Source organism: Microbulbifer maximicatervae (SeqCode) (assembly GCF_052467695.1).
This window is the reverse complement of record NZ_CP174320.1, coordinates 3,894,755-3,917,527: the sequence shown is the minus strand read 5'-3', so window position 1 is coordinate 3,917,527 and position 22,773 is coordinate 3,894,755. Positions and strand designations below refer to the sequence as shown.

General features: G+C 49.7%; 20 protein-coding genes. 2 read left to right on the top strand and 18 right to left on the bottom strand.

What is annotated here, in order from left to right:
* Positions 1 to 19: 19 nt before the first annotated feature.
* The 3 genes from ACJJI8_RS17220 to ACJJI8_RS17210 all read right to left on the bottom strand — a co-directional run bounded on the left by ACJJI8_RS17220 (position 20) and on the right by ACJJI8_RS17210 (position 2,414).
* Positions 20 to 1,414 carry an FAD-linked oxidoreductase, L-gulonolactone oxidase family gene (locus tag ACJJI8_RS17220; RefSeq protein ID WP_444913706.1) on the bottom strand — a complete coding sequence of 465 codons (1,395 nt, stop codon included), beginning with the start codon at positions 1,412 to 1,414 and terminating at the stop codon, positions 20 to 22.
* A 5-nt stretch (positions 1,415 to 1,419) separates the two neighbouring features.
* Positions 1,420 to 1,806, bottom strand: a complete 387-nt coding sequence (locus ACJJI8_RS17215) for a c-type cytochrome (RefSeq protein ID WP_444913705.1) — start codon at positions 1,804 to 1,806, stop codon at positions 1,420 to 1,422.
* 269 nt (positions 1,807 to 2,075) lie between these two features.
* On the bottom strand, positions 2,076 to 2,414 hold the full coding sequence (locus tag ACJJI8_RS17210) for a hypothetical protein (protein ID WP_444913704.1): 339 nt from the start codon (positions 2,412 to 2,414) through the stop codon (positions 2,076 to 2,078).
* Between the two features lie 239 nt (positions 2,415 to 2,653).
* Here ACJJI8_RS17210 and ACJJI8_RS17205 point away from each other — a divergent pair, with 239 nt between their 5' ends.
* On the top strand, positions 2,654 to 3,562 hold the full coding sequence (locus ACJJI8_RS17205; protein WP_444933129.1) for an aldo/keto reductase: 909 nt from the start codon (positions 2,654 to 2,656) through the stop codon (positions 3,560 to 3,562).
* Positions 3,563 to 3,703: 141 nt separating this feature from the next.
* Here the strand turns inward: ACJJI8_RS17205 and ACJJI8_RS17200 are convergent, their stop codons facing one another.
* Both ACJJI8_RS17200 and ACJJI8_RS17195 read right to left on the bottom strand, forming a co-directional pair.
* On the bottom strand, positions 3,704 to 4,276 hold the full coding sequence (locus ACJJI8_RS17200; RefSeq protein ID WP_413665704.1) for a hypothetical protein: 573 nt from the start codon (positions 4,274 to 4,276) through the stop codon (positions 3,704 to 3,706).
* 1,001 nt (positions 4,277 to 5,277) lie between these two features.
* On the bottom strand, positions 5,278 to 6,045 hold the full coding sequence (locus tag ACJJI8_RS17195) for a S1/P1 nuclease (RefSeq protein ID WP_444908389.1): 768 nt from the start codon (positions 6,043 to 6,045) through the stop codon (positions 5,278 to 5,280).
* Between the two features lie 291 nt (positions 6,046 to 6,336).
* Here ACJJI8_RS17195 and ACJJI8_RS17190 point away from each other — a divergent pair, with 291 nt between their 5' ends.
* Positions 6,337 to 9,477 (top strand): TonB-dependent receptor, encoded by a 3,141-nt coding sequence (locus tag ACJJI8_RS17190; protein ID WP_444913701.1) that lies wholly within the window; start codon positions 6,337 to 6,339, stop codon positions 9,475 to 9,477.
* Positions 9,478 to 9,698: 221 nt separating this feature from the next.
* Here ACJJI8_RS17190 and ACJJI8_RS17185 read toward each other — a convergent pair whose 3' ends face one another.
* From ACJJI8_RS17185 to gspD, 13 genes are all read right to left on the bottom strand, one after another.
* A complete protein-coding gene (locus ACJJI8_RS17185; RefSeq protein WP_444933128.1) occupies positions 9,699 to 11,912 on the bottom strand; it encodes a hybrid sensor histidine kinase/response regulator in 2,214 nt (737 codons plus the stop codon).
* A gap of 46 nt (positions 11,913 to 11,958) precedes the next feature.
* Positions 11,959 to 12,162, bottom strand: coding sequence for a DUF2788 domain-containing protein (locus ACJJI8_RS17180; RefSeq protein WP_282932717.1), 204 nt, complete (start codon positions 12,160 to 12,162; stop codon positions 11,959 to 11,961).
* 109 nt (positions 12,163 to 12,271) lie between these two features.
* Positions 12,272 to 12,544, bottom strand: coding sequence for an acetyltransferase (locus tag ACJJI8_RS17175; RefSeq protein WP_282932716.1), 273 nt, complete (start codon positions 12,542 to 12,544; stop codon positions 12,272 to 12,274).
* A gap of 181 nt (positions 12,545 to 12,725) precedes the next feature.
* Positions 12,726 to 13,214: a type II secretion system protein M gene (locus ACJJI8_RS17170; RefSeq protein ID WP_444897209.1), complete on the bottom strand. Its 489-nt coding sequence runs from the start codon at positions 13,212 to 13,214 to the stop codon at positions 12,726 to 12,728.
* A gap of 57 nt (positions 13,215 to 13,271) precedes the next feature.
* Positions 13,272 to 14,615, bottom strand: a complete 1,344-nt coding sequence (gspL, locus tag ACJJI8_RS17165) for a type II secretion system protein GspL (protein ID WP_444913699.1) — start codon at positions 14,613 to 14,615, stop codon at positions 13,272 to 13,274.
* An 11-nt stretch (positions 14,616 to 14,626) separates the two neighbouring features.
* Positions 14,627 to 15,628, bottom strand: a complete 1,002-nt coding sequence (gspK, locus tag ACJJI8_RS17160) for a type II secretion system minor pseudopilin GspK (protein WP_444927724.1) — start codon at positions 15,626 to 15,628, stop codon at positions 14,627 to 14,629.
* Between the two features lie 3 nt (positions 15,629 to 15,631).
* Complete coding sequence (locus ACJJI8_RS17155) at positions 15,632 to 16,360, bottom strand: type II secretion system protein GspJ (protein WP_444933127.1); 729 nt, start codon at positions 16,358 to 16,360, stop codon at positions 15,632 to 15,634.
* A 5-nt stretch (positions 16,361 to 16,365) separates the two neighbouring features.
* Positions 16,366 to 16,737 carry a type II secretion system minor pseudopilin GspI gene (gene gspI, locus ACJJI8_RS17150; RefSeq protein WP_444933126.1) on the bottom strand — a complete coding sequence of 124 codons (372 nt, stop codon included), beginning with the start codon at positions 16,735 to 16,737 and terminating at the stop codon, positions 16,366 to 16,368.
* The gene (gene gspH / locus ACJJI8_RS17145) at positions 16,727 to 17,293 is read right to left on the bottom strand and encodes a type II secretion system minor pseudopilin GspH (protein ID WP_413665863.1); all 567 of its coding nucleotides are present in this window, start codon (positions 17,291 to 17,293) and stop codon (positions 16,727 to 16,729) included. The genes gspI and gspH overlap by 11 nt, the downstream gene beginning before the upstream one ends.
* 19 nt (positions 17,294 to 17,312) lie before the next feature.
* Positions 17,313 to 17,741 carry a type II secretion system major pseudopilin GspG gene (gene gspG, locus ACJJI8_RS17140; RefSeq protein WP_282932708.1) on the bottom strand — a complete coding sequence of 143 codons (429 nt, stop codon included), beginning with the start codon at positions 17,739 to 17,741 and terminating at the stop codon, positions 17,313 to 17,315.
* A 267-nt stretch (positions 17,742 to 18,008) separates the two neighbouring features.
* Entirely contained in the window at positions 18,009 to 19,226 is a 1,218-nt protein-coding gene (gene gspF, locus ACJJI8_RS17135) for a type II secretion system inner membrane protein GspF (RefSeq protein ID WP_413665695.1), read from the bottom strand.
* 2 nt (positions 19,227 to 19,228) lie between these two features.
* Complete coding sequence (gene gspE, locus ACJJI8_RS17130) at positions 19,229 to 20,725, bottom strand: type II secretion system ATPase GspE (protein WP_444913696.1); 1,497 nt, start codon at positions 20,723 to 20,725, stop codon at positions 19,229 to 19,231.
* Complete coding sequence (gspD, locus tag ACJJI8_RS17125) at positions 20,722 to 22,737, bottom strand: type II secretion system secretin GspD (RefSeq protein WP_413665693.1); 2,016 nt, start codon at positions 22,735 to 22,737, stop codon at positions 20,722 to 20,724. The genes gspE and gspD overlap by 4 nt, the downstream gene beginning before the upstream one ends.
* Between the last annotated feature and the right edge of the window lie 36 nt (positions 22,738 to 22,773).

The window sequence follows — 22,773 nt, the reverse complement described above, 5'->3', positions numbered from 1 at the left end:
CACTGCTGAGCAGCGTTGCTCAGGTAAAAAGCGTTTTCAGATAGGGGTTTAAGAACTTACCACTGGGGTCCAGCTCTCGGCGAACCTCAAGAAAATCCTGCCACTGAGGGTAGAGCTCGGCAAAGTCCGAGCCTTGTAGCTTGTTTAACTTGCCCCAGTGCGGGCGGCCCCCATATTTGCGCATAATGGGCTCAATGGCCTGAAATAGCGGTAGGTGGTCCTCTTCAAAGTAGCGGTGTATGGCGATGGACACGGAATCTTGCTTATAAAACGGACTCAGCCAGATATCGTCAGCTTTAACGAAACGCACCTCGATAGGGAAGAAAACATCCAGGTTATTTTCCTCAATCGTTCGACGTATTTCCGCGAAGGCTTTCAAACCGTCCTCGCGGGGCAAGTGATACTCCATTTCATTGAAACGTACGTTTCGCTCACTGGCGTAATTCCGCCAGGAGGACTCGACAACGACTTCCCTCTCGATATCTTCCATCGCATTTTGCAGCGCAAACTGACGCAACTTCGGTGACCAACCCAGCCAGTCCCGCACAGATTTCAGGGTCATTACTGCTTCATTAGTATCTTCCCGCTCCGTAGAGAAGATTTCCTCTGTGGTCGGCTGGTGGGAATCAGCCATGCACATCCCAGAAAACGGGATATAGTAAAATTCAAAGTTCCGATTGGCCTCTGCCAGTGCTGGAGCCTGATCCAACACCTCTTCCAGGGGCGCTACCCAAGATTCACGACGCAAACGGTAGCTGGGCTGGTTCTGCATACGCACCTTGGTCACCATACCCAGGCTGCCAAGGGATACTTGCGCTGCCGCGAACACCTCGGGGTTTTGCTCACCATCACACCAGAGCGTATCCCCTCCTGCGGTCACCAGTTCCATACCCGTTGCATAGCTGGACATACAACCCAAGCCTGCACCTGTTCCATGGGTCGCGGTTGCCAGGCAACCACCTAAAGTCTGCTCATCGATATCTGGTTGGTTAATCAGCGCTTGACCGATATCCTCTAAGGGTTGGCCAATGTCTGCTACACGGGTGCCAGCGTAGATTGTCGCCTGGACCTTGTCGGAATCGTGGTCGGCGACGCCAGTAATACGGCCCAATGAAATAATTGTATCGTCAGTGGGTACCAGTGCAGTGAAGGAGTGACCCGCACCTACCGCCCTGACCGTACCTTGCGCTTCCGCAATTATCGTTTGCAGTGCAGGAATATCTTTGGGTGCCAGACGATGGGCCGGCAGACACTCTTGTGAACCAGACCAGTTCCGCCATCGAACACCCGCTTTTTTTGTCGGTGGGGCTGCAGCTTGCAATAAGGTACGTGCAACTGATGAGATGGGCGCGGCCGCTAATGATGCGGAGCCGATCGCGATAGAATTAATAAACTGGCGACGATTGAACCCCATATCCTTTACTCCGCTGTAGCCATAAAGACAATCAACTGTTCAAACTGCTCGGGGGAGCACTCAAAACAAAGGCCTAGTGGCGGCATACCCTGGAACCCATTGATCGCATTTTCCACCAACACATCCATCCCCTTCTCCATACGGGGCTTCCAGTTGGCTAAATCTCCGGTAAGGGGTGCGGCGCTGGCGCCAGTGCTGTGACAGCTGCGGCAAGTGCGAGTATATATTTCAGCGATTTCCGGATCAGCGGGCGCAAGAGACAGCGCTCTTTGGGTCAACATTGCCCGGCTTTTTTCACTATCCTGTGGAGGCTCAGAACATCCTTGAATGACATTTAGTACCAAAAAAAGAGACAAGAGCTTAAAGCTCCGGCGCAAGACTTCCAGTTCCATATGCGTACACCTACTACATTATTGTTGTTTATTTCTTTTTGGCTATTGCCAAAGCTATCGTGTACATATCGCTGGCACTATTGTTAATCATGATGACTGCTAAAACAACTACTTGAGTTGCCTGTTCTCAATTATTTCTATCGTAATTTATTTGCGTACCACTTAGAGAACTAAAGCCTATGTACATCTCGAAGTTAAGATCAGCATTTATTACAGAGATAAAATGACTCTTGTTAACAGTAGACAGGCTTTGCAAACATCAAAAAGAGCTATTTATATTTACGAATATATAGCCATAAATAAAAACCGCCGACCAAAGTGCCCAGCGGAACATTTAGCACACTCACTGTTGAAAATATTAAAGCTAACTCTGGGGCATACCTTTTATCCAAAAGGACAGCAATGCCAGCAAAGACCCCCAAAATATTCAAAGACGCAAACAGTATTATCATCAAGCCCATTAGACTGAATATATTGAATGGCATACTCAAAATTGAACTTCCAAAAACTGCGTATAGGAATAACAATATTGCGCTGGATATCAACAACATCAAAATTGAGTAAGTAATTATCAACCAGCCGGAAACTTTTTCCTCGGTACTGACCATGCGGTGCTCCTGTGAAGATAAAAGCCCAAGCCTCTTTAGTGATCCTCAGAACATCAGGGCATTGAGAAATGACTCTAAAGTTGCTCCGGTTTCAGTTGTCAGCTAGCTCAACGATCAACATGACTCAATGACATTTATGACACCGATGGCGACATTGGGCTGCCTACCCTTCTACTTTAGGCGTTGAGTATCAACAGGAACAGGAATACCCTAATGCTTTTCGATCAGGTAGGTATTCAGTGGTTAATAGAGTGCTAGCTTCTCCAAAAGGACCAGAACTGTCAGAGTTGGTCCAAGGCTACTGGCGTGTGAGTGATTGGAATTTAAGCCCTCAGGAGCGCCTGACATTCCTAAAGCAACATATAGATAAAGGGGTTACCACCGTAGATCATGCTGATATTTACGGGGATTACTCCTGCGAACAGTTATTCGGCGAGGCCCTTAAGCTGGATAGATCTATTCGCAATCACATCGAGATTGTCACCAAATGCAATATCAAATTGCTTTCTGAAAAATATCCAAACAGGAAAGTTAAGTACTATGACTCCAGTGCTGAACATATTCAGCACTCGGTTAATAACTCCTTAGCCCACCTCGGTGTAGAGCACATCGACATCCTGCTTCTTCACCGACCTGATGTTTTGATGGATGCAGATGAAATTGCCACCACATTCGCCGAACTGCAGAAGTCCGGTAAGGTATTACATTTCGGCGTTTCCAACTTTACCTCCCAGCAATTTGATTTGTTGCAGTCCCGCCTGAGCTCACCACTGGTGACAAATCAGGTCGAGATTAATCCTATCAATTTTAGCGCTGCGGAGGATGGAACTCTGGATCAACTGCAGCAATATAGAATTCATCCTATGGCTTGGTCCTGCTTAGCTGGAGGGGAAATTTTTAGTGGATCAAGCACCCAAGCAACACGGTTACGAATCACCCTGGAAGATATCAAGGAGGAAATCGGGGCAGCCAGTATTGACCAGGTAATCTATGCGTGGGTACGACGCTTTCCCTCCAAGCCCCTAGCAATTATGGGGTCGGGAAAAATTGAGCGCGTTCAGTCGGCGATAAAAAGCTTGAAACTCAATTTGAGTAGAGAGCAGTGGTATAGAATATGGACCGCCTCTAAGGGAATTGAAGTTCCCTAGATCCAGCTTTCAGCCTAACAAATTATTGATTACTTGGCTTACGCAAAAAATAATTTATTAAGACTAACCTCTTGCTTAACAATTGGGTGGTGTAACTTTAATTCGGTTACACCACCCATCAACCAGATAAGTATATTTGTTCTACGGCCCCATCTGGCTTGACCACTGCATCAAGCGTCCCTGGGACATATTTTTATTTTTCTCATCCCCATTATTCATAAAAGATGCCAGTTCGGTTACCAGATTTGCCTTTCGCCACTCATAAAGAAAGCTTGCAAGCACATGGAAGGCAGCATCTGAACAGTTGGAAATGACTTGCAGCTGACCATTATTATTCCCTTCCAGGGAACTCAAACGCTCCATCCACTTTCCTGGGGCAAATGCATAATGGTATGAGACTCCAATATTATTGAGGTGGGGCCCGAAACCCTGGGTACCCAAAAGATCTTGCTGCAAAAAATCTCTGAAATTACCATGCTGTGTCTGGCTAACTTGCAGGCCATAATACTGAGCTGTTGGGTCTGCATTCATCCCTGTGTCATCACGCCAACGACCAGCAATAGGCCTCATACTATTGTGACGCCCGCCCACTGAGCCTTTAAATGCATCCCAAGAACTGTTGGGGTCCCAACCTACAATAGTATCGATAACACCATTGTGACCTGATATTAATGCCGTGTGGCCATTCCATGTTCTACCCAGAGAACTTTCCACTCCACCATTATTCCACCACTGCGCGTAAAACCTGGAAAAAAGAGAACCGTATGACCTCAAACTGGATACAAAACAAATACCTGCAAAGTATCCTCCACACGCCCTAGGATTAAAACCTCTTCCGCTCATCGCCCACATCCTCCATAACGACTATGAATTTTTTTGCCAAAATTGTTATTTAATATTTTGACAAATCAAGAACTCTTTCAATTCATCGCTAAAGCCACTGAATTATTATATTTATTACTCAGGACCTAATGAAAATTGACAGACTTTCTATATAACTCGAGATTATTTGATACCAAATCTGGTACCACCGTGTCAACACGGGAAATATTTCAAGCTGAAGAGAAGGGGTAACTGAGAGGCAAAGTAAAATAGGAGTCATGTATCCTCTAAAATTTATCAGAGAATCGCAAACAACCCAATGGGTCCACAATAAAACTCAAGATATGAAAGGATATAAAGCAGTTATTAGATATTATTTGCTTATTACCAAGTATAGTTGAATCATGAAAATTATTAGGAAATTACAAAACAACGACCATAAGAGAACTCACATACTAAAAACTCCCGCATAAAGGATTCCTTTTATAGGCATACCTGTACAAGGAAGACTCAAAAGGCTGAGGGGAAGCTACTCTAAAGATCCTTTCTCTCATCCACAATCGCCTTTAACTTTCCCTCTCCAACCTGCTCAATCGCATTACTCACGAGCTACTTGAGCTAAAGATTTCACTCCCCCCCTACTTACTTGAGCAAATATTTAAATGGGGATAATGATTGCAAATTTCAGCTATCTTTCGAAATAGATAACTTTACATATCTACAGTTCTAGGCAATTACCGACTGATTATCGGACAAATTGATGACATTCCAATTAATTAGCCAATAGACATCAAGAGAACAAAGATAAAAGAGGATAATTCGACTGATTTTGAAACTTCACTTTTGGCTCACCACATCAATAGCGTAGACTGAGGCGAGCCCCAAGAAAGAATTTACTTATTAGCCACATCGATCGCAGGGTTACCAAGTGCACTGTTTAGAACAGAGGCCAGGCGAACTCCCCCCTGCTGCAAACGCTTTTCAAGGGAGTCCTGACAGCGCAGAAAGTACTTTTCCCCAAGTTGTGTTTCGCTGGTATAGGCGAGACCATGGGCTAAGTGATGAGACTCCTGGGCCCAAACTTCGGCCGAGGTAGACTGCCAGATCTGCCTCTCAGCCGCACTAATTTTATCCGTTTGCTCCTGAGCATAATCTTGCCAGTCTAAAAACAAACGGGCGACCATATGGATGTCCCAGAGCGCGTGTAAATTCGTTTCGACCCCATAGAATTGGACTTCCACATCATTACCCCCTTTATCTGAAAATAATCCGGTATGTAATGGCTGATGAAGGTCGCCAACAAAGTGGGCAATAAACATCAGTGCTTCTGCACGCTCCGTCTTGGTGCGCGAGCGATCGGCCAATACTTCCTGATATCTTTGAATCGCCTTCAATATGCATCCTGCAGCTGGGCAATCCCGCTCCTCAACATAAGCAGACCAGTCTCGAGACAAGTTTATATAGTGAAGCGGCGCAGCCCAGTTATAAGTCTCATCAGACCTAATTCGATCAGCCCAAGTTGTGGATTCAGCTAGGTGCGGCTCACCGACTTCATCAAGGAGCAACTCTATTTCGGCGGCTACCTCCGGGTCCAGGTAATGCCATGCAATTTCTCCAACGACCCTGTGACCATCATCTCCCCAAGCGTGTGCTTGTGTCATAGCTGTGAGTCCAAATAATGCAACTGCTATACGGGCAATTATCAATCGTATGCTCATTGGGCATGTCCGCCAGAGTGAATTTGCTGCGTACTTTAACGCCAGTATGTGACAAGTTCACGGCTGTAATAATTTATTTATATGTGCACTACATAATCGCTTCAGCTCTTAGACAGTACCCAATAAAAATCACATAACAGTCTCCATTGGAACTTGGAACCTAAGTTGCAAGAGCAAAACTCGATAATTACTTGGGCCACTTGAGTTGGCAATTCTTTAGACCAGGAAAACGCTATGAAACCTTCTCTGTTCCCGCGCGTATTGTTATCCGCGGCGATTATCTCTGCAGCTAGTATGGCGCAGGTATCTTATGCACAAGAAACCGCAGCGGGTATCCGCGGATCTATTACCGGTAGCAATGGGCAAACAATTAGCGATGCCAAGGTAACGGTAGTTCACACCCCCTCAAACAGTCGTCGGGTTGTAGAGGTGAGCGATTCCGGCCAGTTCAACCTAAGTGGCTTACGTGTAGGTGGACCTTACACTGTAACTATAGAGTCCGACGAAGGTAATCGGGTATTAGAAAATATCTACCTGTCTGTAGGCGATACCCTGCCGCTAACCTTAACTTTAGACAACTCCAACCTGGAAGAAGTGAGCGTAATTGGCCAAGCCATAACCAATTCTCGCTTGGCTGTCGGCCCATCTTCTCACTTTAATAGTGATGATCTGGCGAGCGCACCTTCTGTAAACCGCGATATTAAAGACCTCCTACGCCTCGACCCCCGCGTTTACATTGATGAAGCGAACGTAGACTCCATTCAATGCGGCGGATCAAACCCGCGCTTCAACAGCCTGACTGTTGATGGCGTTCGCATGAACGACAACTTCGGCTTGAACAGCAATGGCTATCCCACTGAGCGTATGCCTTTCTCATACGACGCCATAGACCAGGTAGCCGTAGAGCTTGCACCTTTTGATGTACAGTACGGTGGCTTTAGCGCATGTAATATCAACGCTGTTACCAAGTCCGGTACCAACGAGTGGCACGGCTCTTTCTTCTATGATTACACTGATGACGGCTTCCGTGGTGACTCTCTCGAAGGGGATGATATTCCCAATCCCAGCTTTGATGAGAAACGTTACAACGCCACCCTGGGCGGTGCCATTGTTGAAGACAAGCTGTTTTTCTTTGCTGCCTACGAAAAACTGGAAGGTGTAGCCAACTTCTACCGCGGCCCTGCCGGCAGCGGCGCGGCTACTGAGGTTCTGGGTGTATCCCAAGAGCAACTGGATGAGATTATCCGTATCTCCAACGAAGTATACGACTACAACCCCGGTAGCCTTCCGTCCAGCTTGCCAGAGGAAGACGAGAAACTCCTGGTTAAGTTCGATTGGAATATATCTGACTATCACCGAGCATCGTTCACCTACAACTATAACGATGGATTCTCTATCGCCGAATCTGATAGCGATGACGTCGAATTGGAGCTTTCCAACCACTACTACGAGCGCGGTGCGGAGCTGAATTCTTACGTTGCACAAATGTTCTCTGACTGGAGTGACATTTTTTCTACTGAAATAAAGGTTGGTTACTCTGAACTAGATAATCGCCAGCTGTCACTCGGCGGCACCGACTTCGGTGAAGTGCAAATTTATACTTCTAACGATCACAACGGGGATGGCATTCCCTCTGAAGCAACCGTTTATCTGGGTGCTGACGACTCCCGTCATGCGAACAAGCTCAGCTACGATAACCTAACCTTTAAACTTGCAGGCAAGCTTCTTCTGGGTGAGCACAACCTGACTGCCGGCTACGAGCACGAGAACTTCGATGTATACAACCTGTTTATTCAGGAAGCCGCCGGTGAGTATCGCTTCAGCAGTGTAGAAGACTTCGAAGCGGGCACCCCTAGCCGTATCACCTACGAAAATGCGACCGGCACCAATAATATTCTGGATGCTGCTGCAGAGTTCGCCTACGACATTGATACTTTATATATTCAAGACGAATACACTTTTGCAGACGTGGACCTGACCGTTGTAGCTGGCTTGCGCTATGACCGCTATAGCAGTGATGATAAGCCGGTGGAAAATTCTGATATTACTGCAGCCTACGGCTTCTCTAACCAGCACACCATGGACGGCCTGGACCTGTTGCAACCGCGCTTGGGTCTAAGCTGGAACGTCGATGACAGCCTAGAGGTTCACGGTGGTGTCGGACTCTACTCCGGTGGCAACCCCAACGTTTGGATTTCCAACAATTATTCCAATAATGGCGTATTACAGGTCGAGGCTCAGGATAGATCTGGCACCTCCCTCTTTGATATGGATTGGACTGGCAGCGGCAATCCTATCTACGATATCCCCCAGTCCCTCTACGATCAGGTTGCCAGCGGTGATGGTTACCCGGGCGGCGTAAACCTGATGGACCCGGATTTCGAAATCCCATCTGTCTGGAAGTATGCAATTGGTGCTAGCTATGAATTTGAATCTGGCTACTTACTGTCTGCCGATTACCTGTACAGTGACTACCAGGATGCCGCCATTGTTCAAGATATCTCGCTTGAACAGGCTGGCACCACCGTAGATGGTCGCGCAATTTATGACAGCTCCAATGACCGTAGCGGAGACTTTATGCTTACCAACGTGGATGGGGACTCTGGTTTCTCCAGCGTGCTCTCCCTTGGCCTGAGCAAATCTTTCGACTTTGGACTGAATGTGGCAGTTGGTTATGCTTTCACCGAAGCTGAAGACGTCAATCCGATGACCAGCTCTGTGGCCTACTCCAACTACACCACTATCGCGACTACTGACGCCGAGAACCCAGGTACGGCCACTTCCAACTATGTAGTACCGCACCGCTTTACTCTCAAGCTCGATTACGCCCAAGAGTTTTTTGCAGGTTACGAAACGCGCTTCACCCTGTTCGGTAGCGCTAACGAAGGCTTGCCCTATAGCTATACATTTAAGGGGAACAACCTGTCAGGTGTTGTTGGTCGAGACAACGCGCTTCTATACGTACCTACTGGAACAGATGACGCCAATGTAGTATTTGCGGATGGCTTTAGTGCCGAAGAGTTCTTTGCATGGGTTGAATCAGAAGATCTGGACAGCGGCACCATGGAACGCAACTCTCTGAATAGCGACTGGTGGACCAAGTTCGACTTGCGTATTGATCAGGAGCTGCCAGGTTGGCGCGCTGAAGATCGCGTAAATGCATACTTTGTTATCGAGAACCTGGGCAACCTGCTAAATGATGAGTGGGGCGTAATGTATCAGACCGACTTCCCACGCTATCAAGCCGCAGTAACAGCCAGTGTTGATGATCAGGGTCGCTACGTTTTTGAAGATTTTCATGAGACTTCGGGGCAAACCCGAGTTAATGAAGCATCACTTTGGAGCGCCCGTATGGGTATCCGTTACGAGTTCTAATCCCACCTTTCCCCGCAAGGCCGCAGTGTTTACTGCGGCCTTTTTTGTTTCGTCTTTCCAGAAACCAGTTCTCTACCTTCAATAGCTGCCGAGATAATTACTTTTCTGGAGCTAAACTTCTTCACCTCAAAAGCAGTAAGGCGTAAAGGTTGAGCGATTGGAAAAAAAAAAGCCGCATTTACTTACAGCTTTTTACTCAGCATTAAGGCAAGCTCTGTAAGCTAAGCGCTACCCAGCCAACGCGCCAAGGTTTCCCGAAGAAGATCTTTACTCAGAGGCTTGGTCAGAAAATCATCCATACCTGCTGCCAGGCAACGGCCCTCAAACTGCTCTTCAGTAGTACTGGTTACAGCAACAATAGGCAGGCGATCATCCGGGCGGTGCTCGGACTCCCAGCGACGCAGTATCTCGATAATCTGCGCACTGTGATCCGTATTTTGCTGGCAATCCACTAACACCAAATCATAATGGCCTTCAGACAAGCGAACTAACGCATCATCCGCATCTACTGCTATATCTACCTGGTAACCCAGGGCCTGAAGCATCTCCTCAGTCACCCACTGATGAGGCCTGGACTCCTCCACCAACAACAAAGAGTAGTGGCGTGGCTGATCCGCCCCACCGGTAACCACTCTTCGACAGCTTCTTTTCGCACCGCCAAACAGTAATCCCACTAACGCATCGTGCAGTTCTTTACGGGTCACCGGTCGACTCAGATACTGTGCCGATGGTAAGAGTTGCTGCAAATGAGTGAACTCACTTTTCTGGCCAAAGCCGCCCAGGCATACCAGGCGACTCTCTTTATCATTTGCCCCTTGGGACTCTTCAAAGAAAGGCGTAATGGAGTCGAAAAGAGTCGAATCCCCCATTGCCGGTGCCATCATTACCAATTGGTTGCGTTCTACCGCTTGGCGAAGCAGCTGCTGGACTTCGCACTCACAACCTTCACACCAGCGGATCGACTTTACATCCATCCCAAAAGAACGCAGCACCTGCACCAAACCTGAAATAAATAGGCCCTTCTGATGAATTAACAGGACTTCAATATCCTGTAATTTCCTATCCGGTGTGAGATAGGTTCGCTGATTTGGCTCTGTAGAATACTTGATCACCACCTGATAGCGGTTGCCATCCGGCGTTGAATGCAGCTGTAGATAACCGCCCATCGCTTCAGCTAAACCTTTAGCTATCGACAGCCCAAGGCCAGTTGTAACCTGGGTGGTATCCATACGGGAGAAGGCACCGAAAAGCTCGCTCTCATCCGGTAAAATTTCTCCACGCCCATCATCCATTAAGGTGATCGAGAGTTGCCCCTCTACTGTGGTAATCGGGTTATAAGATACCTCACCCCACAGTTCGCCTCTCTGGGCAATGCCTGTAGCGGAGTCCACCAGATTGCGAATCAGCTGGGCCGTTTTGCGATTATCCCCTGTCACCATCACAGGGAGGTTGTCATCAATCTGGAAGTTGAACTCCAATTCCTGACTATGGGCCGCCCTCGCTGCAAACTTGAATGACTTTTCTACTGTCTTGACCAGGTTAAAGGGCCCCTGGCGCAATCGGATATCCTTCCTAGCCACACGGGTAAACAACCCTACATTATCAACCAGTTTTAGCTGCTGACTACTGGCGGCCTTGGCCAACTCCACCCATTCGCGCTGTCGCTCGTTTAATGGCTCAGCTTCCAGTAGTGCCAGAGCACCGAGGGAGTCAGACAGCTGACTGCGGAATTCCTGGCCGATATTGGCAATAAACTCATTGGTCAGTTCAACTGCAGCTTCAGAGTGTTTGCGGGCTGCAGCCAAGCTACTCGCTCTCTGTTGCAGCTCCTGCATCGCAGACAGACGCTCCCAATAGTTCTCCGATTCGCGACGGCCCTGGTGGGCGGTCAGCCAAATAAAAGCGAGGGTGAGAGTCCCGTAGATGGTCCCAAGGATCATGCCCGAGAACAGTGCCATTAGCGCTGCTGGCAGTAATGAGGTTGCGGTGAACCAAGTCAGGAAACGATGGTAGGGGGAAAATACGGTAGTGACACTGGAGCAAAAGATTACCGAATAGATCCACAGGAAGTGGGTCTCAGGGGCAAACCCCATTAAATAGACAAAGTAAAATAAGGTGATGCCCCACCAGGCTGAGCCGATAATCGAGAACAGAAAGTAACGATTGCGCCAACGATTTGGCCCCGAGCCATACAGGTGGTCGAAGCGAAAAACGTAGTATCCCCTGATCAGGGTTAGTACTACCAGGCCGATTCCCATTGTTAATAACAGGCGCGGAGCTTCTAGGCGCATGTCGCCAATAGAGGCTGCGATCAGAAATGCAAAAAGGGAGAGCACCATGCCGCGCCGGGTATATTTGGCGATACGCATATCAGTTGCGCGGCAAATACGTCTGTCTTTTTGAACCTTGAGTTCAGGGCGATCAAATATAGACATTGCGACCTTCCCTGAGAGACTGGGTATCCGGTGCCATTGAAGCTCCCTAGCCTATCCCGAGTACTTCAACCAAAACGGTCTTTATTAGAAATCCCAGCAATCCAAGCCCCAGAGCGAGGAACAGAATAAATGTTCCAAATCTACCAGCCTTGGAGTCTTTTGCCAGGTTCCAAACAATAAACACCATAAATAGAATTAGTGCACCGATTCCCAACCACAGGGAATACTCTTCAAACTGCTCAAATGTCATGCGTGCATTCGCTTAAAAAATTGGCGCGCATTGTACAGTGCTTGAGGGCAACTGGTAAGTCATTGGCAAAATCTAGTCGACCATCGTACCATTTAGTCAAACTATAAATTCAAGCACCTTGATAGTAGTCGCCATCCTCTGAAGCGTGAGTGCCGCAACGAAGCCTGCGAACCTCTTTATCCCGGTAGCGGCTGTCATGCCAGCATCTAGGAAGTGGCTCACCAGAGAGGAAGCATAAGTCAGTTTTATCGAAGACTTCTGGGTCCTGAATCTCTTCACCCCACAAATAACGGCCCACCACAGTCAGCTCGTAGGGATTCGAAAGTGTGACGATATCAGCCACTTCTACCAAATGCTTGGTGGATATGTCTTTAAAAAGCATAGTGGCACCTTTTTCCTCATTACTAAACCAGTATAGGGCTAAAGATGACATTTCCGCCTAAAACCGCCCTCCTTCTGTGAGGGTACACACGATTGGGAGCGTCGATGACGGAGTGCGGTTAAGAGGTGAAAGGGAGAGGCAGGCCCGAATTCTATATTCGAGCCTATCAGTAGGAAGGTTACTAGCCTTCGATCGTCAATCGAGCGGAGACCATACCTTCATCGGCGAGGGCATCCAGATTAATCGTGCGAACAGCCATTTTCTCCTGCATTAGGCGATTCAACCAGGGCTGCAAATCCTGATAACGGACTTCTTCAATCCACAATCGGATACGATTTTCACCCTCAGGCTCAAAGCGCTTAATCACAATCTGGTTTTGTTTGGCCGCACCAGTAACGCGCTGCAAAAGAGTACCTGAAGCACTACCAGCACCACCGCCTGCGGGCTTTATTCGCTCCAGCGTCGGGCGCTGGCCCTCCATCCAGTTAACCAGCTCACGATTTTCTTCCGCTCGCAAACGGGACTCATCAAAGAAGCCCTTTGCCGGGGAGTACAGGCCATAAACAATAAAAATTACGGCTCCGAATATACTCAGCAAACCCAAGGCTCTCTGGTCATTGGGCGGAAGTGCCTGCCATTTCTGGCGCCACTGTTCGATCTGTTCTTTCATTATATTGCTACCACCAATCTCTTCTTACGCTTGGCTGCTTTATATAAAGCGCTGGCTCTAACGTAAGCGAATACGGCCTGAAACGCCTTTTTTCAACTCGTTCGCACCTAACAGGTCCGCCTTGATCCCGCCGCCAGATAGCTTGCTGACAAATGCATCGAGATCAGACAGGTTTTCTGCCTGAAGCTGCAACACCATTTCTCCACGCTGGCCATCAAAACGAAGGGACTGTAATTTTAATGCTCCCCCTTTGTGAGCAATCCAGACTTTACTCAACTGCTGCATCTGGGTAGAGAAAGCACCACCCTGATTACCCGCGCCTTTCAGAAAACCTTCAAGCTGTCGGCGCATCTGGGCAGACGGACGAGTATTCGGGAACAATTCCGTAAACATCGCCCGGGCCTGCTCTTCAGACTGGTTGCCCTTCCACTGATAAAAAGCACCGGCACCGACGAAAAACAGTAGCTGGATAACAAAACAAGCGGCAGCAGCTTTAGCCGGGCGTATCCACCAAGCCGCAGCGCTCTTATTACTCGATAACTGATAATCTCCAGTTAGCAAGTTTGTTAGCAGCCCCAGCTTGAACCGTTCAATAAAGACTTCTTCCGCTGAGCGCTGGTTCAGCTGCAAGCCATCGCCAAACTGGGATTCCAACTCAGCAATCAGCAGCCCATCCTGCTCGCCAGCCCCCAGCAGTACTACCTGTTTGTTATCGATCGGCTCGCCGCTTTCAGAATCATCTTCGCCTTCGGATTCATCACCTTCATCAACTAATAGCGAACCAAGAAGAGGCTGTAAAAAATCGCGATTAACAGTTAGACCCTGCCCGGCATCTTTCCAGATATGCGCTTGGCCGCCATCCAGCCACAGGCGAATGTCACCTTCGATCAAGCTAAGTAATTCATACTCCGGCACTACAGCAGCCAGCGGCCACTGGAGCCGCTCCAACTGGGAGTGAAGCGCTTCTATTTTTTCAACATCAATGGCGTATACGCTGCAGAGATCACCGGTGCGGGGTCTGCAGGCAAAGTGTAAGTCCTCGACATCCTGGGCCAAATGCTCCTCAACCATGTAACCAATGGCACTTGCCTGGCGACGAGCTGCCTTAGGTATAGTTTCGAGGCCGCTCCATACCCAGTTACCAGGCACCATCAGTAGCGCTTTGGCTCCCTCAGGGAGGTTGAGCTGAGGGAATTCAGGCTGCTCTTCGACAACTTCAAATTCGGGATTAAATGCCTGAGCAAATTCTGAATCCAAGGCTACTTGTTGCCAATTACCCTCTTGCCACTGATGCAGGCGCAGAGTCAGGTCAGCAGTTTCGCTCAGCCGCAGCAGAACAAGAGACGACTGAGGAGGCGCTGTAGGGGCTTCAATCTCGTTAATGCTTTTCTTTTTAAACATACAATTTCTAACTATTCGCTCTCTTCAGTGCTTTCGTACTCGAGCAACTCCTGCATCATTTGACCAGAAAAGGCCCGGCGCTGGCGCTGGCGCACCCGAACCTTGCCATCTGTACTATTCCGAACCAGGGCGGACTCCCAATACTGCCTGTATTCGCCATCGCTTCCGAGTTGGACAGCAATTCGCGCCAGAAAGTGCTGGCTTTGAAAAGTAAAAGGCCCCGAGTTAGCGATTTCATAATCTGCATATTCACTCGAGTCACTGATATAACCGCCCGACTCGCGAAGTTGCACCAATTTGGAAACACTTGCGGAAGGCTCAATCGCCTCGATTAACTCCTCAGAAGCCGTGTTGATATTCACCAGGGTTCCTGTCTCCGGGAGGGCACAAAGGAAAGGCACAAGTTTCTCCCAGTCCTCTAATTCCATATCTACTACCGATGACAACTCAGTAATATCAGTGATCATCATGTCCGGTGTTCTGTGGGCAAGTTCCCTTCCCAGGTAGCCGTCATCCTCTGTCCCCGAGGTTCGCGGGGTATCGCCATCGTCCACCCAATCTGCAATTGACTTGGCCAGGTCAGACTTGCCGGTAACATTATTCACCAGGCGCTGGAAGATCTCGAATTGATCACTATCGCTGCTATCAGACAAATTATTCACGTTAAAACATGAATGTAAGTCTTTGATATTCATGCGAATTTTGCCATTATCAGGATTGAACTGCAGAACTGGGAATGCCCAGGCCTCCAAGGCATGGTCTGCGGTTTCCTCCTCTTCCTGGTCTTCCTCGAAATCCTCCAACAGCGCTACCCGTGTCCAGGCCTCAGCCGCTTCAACAAACTCTGCCAACTGTGTGTTGGCCAACAGTGCACCGCTGCGGGAAATCGCAATCTGATCGCGCAAGATAGCGTGGGATACCGCCGCGATGGCAATCACCATCACCAGCAGTACAACAATCAGAGCCACCCCTTTTTGACGAGCCAGCGACCTCGGCATTTTTCTACCTTTCATCGCCTAACGCCCGTCATCATCATCGTCGTCAGCAGAGGAACTGTCTTCCGCTGCCAGTATCTGGAAGACGCGACGGACCTCCCCGTACTGTCGGGTAACGATGACAAACTCAATAGCTTGCGGAAGCCGTATATCCGCTTCTGTTTGGGAACCGTCCGAGCTGATCGGTGGCCACTGGGCAACCCAGGCATCAGTGTCTGGGTCCAGGTATTGAAGGCTTAAACTTTCGACTCCCATTAGCAGAGGCTCGGCGATGGGCACAGAATCGGGAGACCGATCCAAGACCTGCCAGCGACTGCGCAGTAATAATCCACCTATATCGTCCTCGCCCTCCCGGCCAGTGCCGGTGGTCAGGGAGTCGATCTCAAGATCCTCGGCGTATCCGATGCTATAACTCAAACGCAATAGCTCGCCCCGAGGTTCCCCGGTGAGATTTGCCGCACCAAGGCGCGTAAATTCCAACTCATCTTCATCACCACGTAACGCATGCTCATAACCGCTGTAGGCATTCTTAACAGCGCGGGCAGTTACCTGGCGAAAATCATTGTCTATACGGTACATCGCCATAGAAAAGCGACGTAGCTGCTCTGCCCTCTGGTCCACCATCTCTTCGGTGTCAAAAAAGAGTCCCAACAGCGAAAAGGAACCGACACTGATAATGGCGACAAGAACTAAAACTATGAGGACTTCAATGAGGGTAAAGCCCGACTGGCTGGGAAGGCGCAAAGACATATCAGTTACTCCTCCGCAGCCCAGGCATCCAGGGTCAGAGTTGGGTACTCAGCATCCAGGTGGCCTACTTCAATAATGATATGGCGCAAGCGCTCATTACTGGTGGCCTCCACTCGGGCACTAACCTCCCACTCCCTTTCCCCCAAGACCACCTGATCTGTTTGTTCCCCTAAAGGAGGCCAAGGAGTTTGCACGCGGACTTGGGAGAGCACTTGTTGGGCAACCCAGTTTGCCGAGAGGCGATCCTCCATCACCCGCTGCTGGCCAACACTACGCTGCATTGCCTTCAGAACACTGGCGGCAATAACCCCAAAAATAACCAGGGCTATCAAGACTTCTACTAATGTAAAACCGCGCTGGGCTCTCTTAAAATTCATCGGCCTGCCACTCTAGCTGCAATCCGTTCAGGCTGGTGTAAGAAATAGTCGCACCTCGAACGTCGTCGCCATTCTCAACAAGGTACATGGCAACTTCCACGGGAAGTACCTCTCCACTGGAGAGAGCAACAAATTGCGGAACGACTCGATCTTCATTGGTCTCTTCTGCAAATTCCGTGGATTCTGTCGACGGCAGCTCCGCCTCAGTTATCACTTCAAGGCGAACAATTTCCGGCAATTCATGGGTGGCAAAACGCGCAGCACGCCTCCCCGACGCAACCGAATCTATCGGCAACCAGGTCATTGTTTCTTGCTCAAAATGCACCACGCTATAAGTGCCCTGTTCAAAAACAACGCCGTAATGCATTTTGTCAATCAGGGCTCGATCCGCAACCAACTGCAAAAGGGCCGACAAGCGCTGGGCTTCTTTTTGCCACACGCGCCCGCCGGAATTCCCCATCGATAGAGTCGCCATGCCAGCCAGAGAGGCGATGATGACAATCACTACCAACAGTTCGATCAGCGTAAAGCCACGGCTTCGACCAATGCTATACATCAAGTGCAAATTTCAGGTGTTACAGGTCAGTAACGTAGATATCAGCAGCTTCGCCCTCACCGCCCGCTTTGCCATCGGCACCGAGGGTGAATAGGTCGTAGGCACCGGCACTGCCTGGGCTGATGTACTGATATTCATAGCCCCAGGGATCTTTTGGCGCTTTCTTCAGGTAGGGCTCAGTCCAGTTCTTCGCTTCGGGGAAGCCGGATGGGCGGGATACCAGTGCCATCAGGCCCTGATCAGAGCTGGGGTAGACAAAGTTATCCATGCGGTAAAGGTCTAGTGCAGTCTCGATAGCTTTCAGGTCAACCCTGGCCGCTTTCATTCGAGCTTCGCCGGTCTTGCCAAGAACATTAGGTACAACCAGTGCACCAAGCACCCCGAGAATTACGATCACCACCATAATTTCAATCAGGGTAAAGCCACCACTTTTACGTAGGGTTTTCATTTTTCTCTCCTAGTTCACTCTAACTCTGGGAACCCCAAGGGTCACGATACCCTTCGTGACCCCAATTATTTAAAAGTCACCAAATCAGTAAATTACACGATTCCCCAGCCTAAAGCAGCAACATGCCCAGCAAAACTGCCGCTCCCAGCCCAACAAGAATCTTCGACGCCTCTAGCAGTGTAAAGCCGGCGCTGTTGCGCAAGGATTTCATACCAACCTCCTGAAGCAGCTACGCAATTTCTCTTTGACCTACATCTAATTTGAGCATTAAACAACCAATTCGTTCATGCTCAGAATCGGCATCATAATAGCCATAACGATGAACAACACTATGGCAGCCATTATCAGCAGCATCAGAGGTTCAAAGATGCTCACAAAGGCAGTTACCGCACCCTGCAAATCCTGCTCTTGCGAATCCGCCGCACGCTGAAGCATTTCATCGAGAGTGCCCGAGGATTCACCACTTGCGATCATATAGATCATCATCGGTGGGAAATAGCCTACATCTTCCAGGGCTTTACGAAGGCTCCCGCCCTCGCGCACGCTCTTTTGAGCCGCATCGAGTCGGTCTTTAAGGAAGGTATTGGTCATTACTCCACCGGCGATACCCATGGCTTGAACCAGCGGCACACTGCTGCCCGTAAGAATCGCCAGGGTCCCTACATAGCGAGCACTCTGTGTCCCTCGCATCATCCAGCCAATAATTGGCAGCTCCAGCAAACGGTGGTGGAAACGATACCGAATTGCCGGGCGCCGCAGCATCATCACAGCGCCAAAAATGAGCGCCCCAAGTGCCGGCGGCACCAGCCAGCCCCAGGCAGAAATAAAATCGCTCATGGAGACCAGGATGCGGGTAGCCAGCGGCAAAACCTGCCCGGTGCCGGTAAATACCTCGATAACATCAGGTACCACGTACACCATCAAACCGGTTACAACCAATACACAGATAAATACCAAAACAACTGGGTAGATCAGAGCCAGCTGCACCTTCTGCCGAAATTGCTGCTGCCCTTCCGTATAGTCACCAAGGCGATCCAGCACCGCATCCAAATGACCAGAGTGCTCCCCTGCTTCAACCGTAGCGCGATAGAGTTTGGGGAATGCCCGTGGAAAACTGCTCAGGGCCAAGGCGAAACTGTGCCCTTCAAGAATTTTGCCCCGAACAGCCAATACCACGCGTTTGATTTTTTGGTTGCGTGTCTGGTTGGCAATGGCCCCAAGGGTTTCTTCCAGGGGAATTCCCGCTCGAAGCAAGGTGGACATCTGCCGAGTTAGCAGGGCCAGGTTTTTAACACTCAGCCCAGGGCTACCAGATAGAAAGCTGGCGCCGCCCTTCTCTTCTTTCTCGGTAGCTGCACTGACTTCCAGGGGCACCATGCCTTTCGCGCGCAGTTGCTGCCGCGCAGCGCGCGCGCTATCCGCCTCGAGCGTACCGCGACTCTTGCGGCCGGATGCTGCCAGCGCTGTATACTCAAAAGCTGCCACAATCAGGACTCCTGCGTAACTCGTAGTACTTCCTCAAGGGAGGTCCTACCCGCTAGTACTTTCTCTACGCCATCATCACGGATGCTGGGGCCAAGCTTGCGTGCTTCCGCAACCAACTTGCTCTCTGAAGCGCGATCGTGGATCAATTGGCGCATCACTTCGTTGAGCGGCACCAATTCATAGATACCGATACGACCGACATAGCCACTGTGATTACACTCTTCACAGCCATTAGGTCGATAGATGATGGCTTCCTCTTCAGGCCCGACGCCCAAAACCTCACGCTCGCTGCTGTCAGCCACATGAGGTTGCTTGCATTCAGGACACAGAACTCGCACCAGGCGCTGGGCAAGAACACCAATCACGCTGGACGACAGCAGAAAGGGTTCAATTCCCATGTCCACCAGACGGGTTACCGAACCCAAAGCGGTGTTGGTGTGCAGGGTTGAAAGTACCAAGTGTCCGGTCAAACTCGCCTGGATTGCAATCTGCATAGTCTCCAGGTCTCGAATCTCACCAACCATCACTACATCCGGGTCCTGACGCAGGATCGCGCGAAGCCCTCGGGCGAAAGTCATATCAGCTTTGGTATTAACCTGAGTCTGTCCAACCCCTTCCAGGTTGTATTCCACCGGGTCCTCGACCGTCAGAATATTCTTCTCACGGTTATTGATACTACCGAGGCCAGCATACAAGGTGGTGGTTTTACCGGAGCCCGTTGGTCCGGTCACCAGGATAATGCCGTGGGGATGTCCCAACAGGTCTGTCATCACGCGCAAGTCGCGATCTGCCATCCCCAGCTTACTCAGGTCCATTTTGCCCGCTTGCTTATCCAGCAAACGCATTACCACCCGCTCACCCGCCGATGACGGCATGGTAGAGACACGTACATCTACCTCTCGGCCAGCCATCAAAAGGGAGATCCGGCCATCTTGAGGCACGCGTTTCTCGGCGATATCCAGTTTTGCCATTACTTTAATACGGGATACCAGCAATGGAGCCAGAGCGCGTCGGGGTTGCAGTACTTCACGAAGTACACCATCGACCCGGAAGCGCACGACGAGGCGCTTCTCAAAGGTTTCAATATGAATATCCGAGGCGCCCTGCTTGAGCGATTCGGCAAAAATTGCGTTGATCAATTTGACGATAGGTGCATCGTCTTCCTGTTCCAACAAGTCCTCAGTCTCAGGCAGCGAATCGGCGACCGCTGCAAGATCCAGGTCTTCACCCAGGCCTTCGACTTCGGAGAGGTTGCCACCCTCCCTGTTTTCATACAGGCGCTGCAAAGCACCCTGGAAAACATCTTCCTCTACAGCCTCCAAAGATACAGCCGCACCACTGATGCGCTGTACTTCGGCAACCGCTGATGGGCTCAGCGGCGCCACATATTGGCAGAGGGGTTTGCCTTCCTGCTCGGTTAACAGAACCTTGTGACGCTTTGCGAAAGCGTAAGGAAGGCGGCGAATTGTTGGAGTCCCTGTTCCTGTTTCAGCCGTCATTTAGCTTCTTCTACCTCCAACACCTCAACCTCAACATCCACGTCTTCTTCGACTGATTCAATGGCAGCACCATCTATAGAACCATCTACTGGCGCAGGGCTCTCGTTGTAGGTGCCTGTTGGCGGCATCAGGTCAGGTAGTACATCACCGCGGTGCCAATCCCAGATCAGGCTGGTGCGGTCTTTCAGGAATATTTGCTTCTGCTGCATATCCATGTAGCGCTTGCGCGTCTCCTCATAGCCAGCAACTTGACTACTGAGGATTCTGGGACGCAAAAACACCATCAGATTAGTTTTGCTAACACTCTTCTCAGTGTTTCTGAACAAGCGACCAATGCCGGGAATATCACCGAGGAGAGGCACTTTGGACACGGTTTCATTAACCTGATCTTCCATCAAACCACCCAGTACCAGGATCGCGCCATCATCGATCAATACTTTTGTGCGGATCTCACGCTTGCTGGTAACGATATCGGACGCACCTTCCGCTGCAGCCGTAGCAGAAGACAAAACGTTTTCAACCTTTTGCTCGATCTCAAGAGTTACCGAATTGTTGTTATTCACACGGGGAATCACTTTAAGAGTGGTACCCACATCCTCACGCTGGATGGTGGTAAACGGATCATCGTTACTACCAGACAGCAACTGTTCACCGGTAATAAAAGGTACGTTCTGGCCCACCAAAATCTCGGCTTCTTCATTATCCAAAGCCATAATTGTTGGTGTAGAAAGGATATTGGTATTGCTCTCTGACGCTACGGCATTAATCGCAGCACGGATATCACCGCCACTGAGGTAGCCCAGGTGCAATGCCCCAGCTCCCACCAAATCAGTCACAGGAAGTGAAAATGGGTTGGGTTCCCCATCGGAATCCGTACCTAACTGGTTATTCCAACCGGCAACAGCATTACTGCCGGAACCAGCAATCCAACTAATACCCAGTTCGCTACCTGTACCTTCAACTACCTCTACAATAATTGCCTCAATCAAAACCTGCGCTCTGCGCACGTCCAACCTGGCAATAACACCTTTCATAGTTTCAAGGAGAGCTGGAGGAGCAGTTAACACCAGTGCGTTGAGCGATTCGTTAACTTGAATGCTGACTTCGATATTCGCCGCTTGCTGGTCTTTCTCTGTGTTCTGGATGCTACCGCTCATACCCTCGAGGATAGGCTTCAGATCTGCTGCATTGGCATACTGGATATAAACAACTGCGGTGTTGCCTTCGCCATCCAGCGGTGCATCGAGACGGCCTATTACCGTCTTAATCTGCTGGCGGGTAACAGGGTCTCCGGTCAGGAGAATACTATTGGAGCGTTCATCAACAGAAATACGCAGCGGTTGCACTTCCTTACCCGCTTTGCCTCCACTCGATTGAAGTAGATCGGTAAGAACTTGCTTTACTTCCTTCGCAGAAGCAAACATCAACGGCACCACTTCAATATCAATAGCACCGGCACGGTCAAGTTGCTTCACCAGGCGAATAATTTGGTCAATATTCGCAGCGCGGTCAGCAATAATCAGAGTGTTGGTATCAGCATAGGCAGCCAAGTGCCCAGTTTGCGGAATCAGCGGGCGCAACATAGCAATCAGCTGTGAAGCGGAAATATTCTCAACCCTTACCGTGCGAACAACCAGGGATTCCGCGGGAGCTCGAGTGGTCTCATCGGCGACAGGTATCGCCTGCTGCTTGGCTAGCGCATCGGGAACCACTTTCCAGGTTCCGCCCTGTTCCACCAAACTAAAGCCATTGACTTGAAGCACCGACATAAATACATCAAAGGCTTCATTGTGTGTCATTGGGTCACCGGCAACTACGGTGACCTTACCCTTAACATTCGGGTGGACAATAATATTTTTGCCAGTGAAATCAGCAGCCCAATTGATCAGATCACGAATGTCTGCATTGTCGAGAGAAAGGGTAACCCGCTCCGGGCCCTGAGCCAGCGTTGCAGTACAAACAAAAAAACTCAATCCGACCGCAAGCAGCCGTCGATAAAACATCTTCATCATTATTTATCTGGCTCTAGTAAATGTTCAAAAAATCAA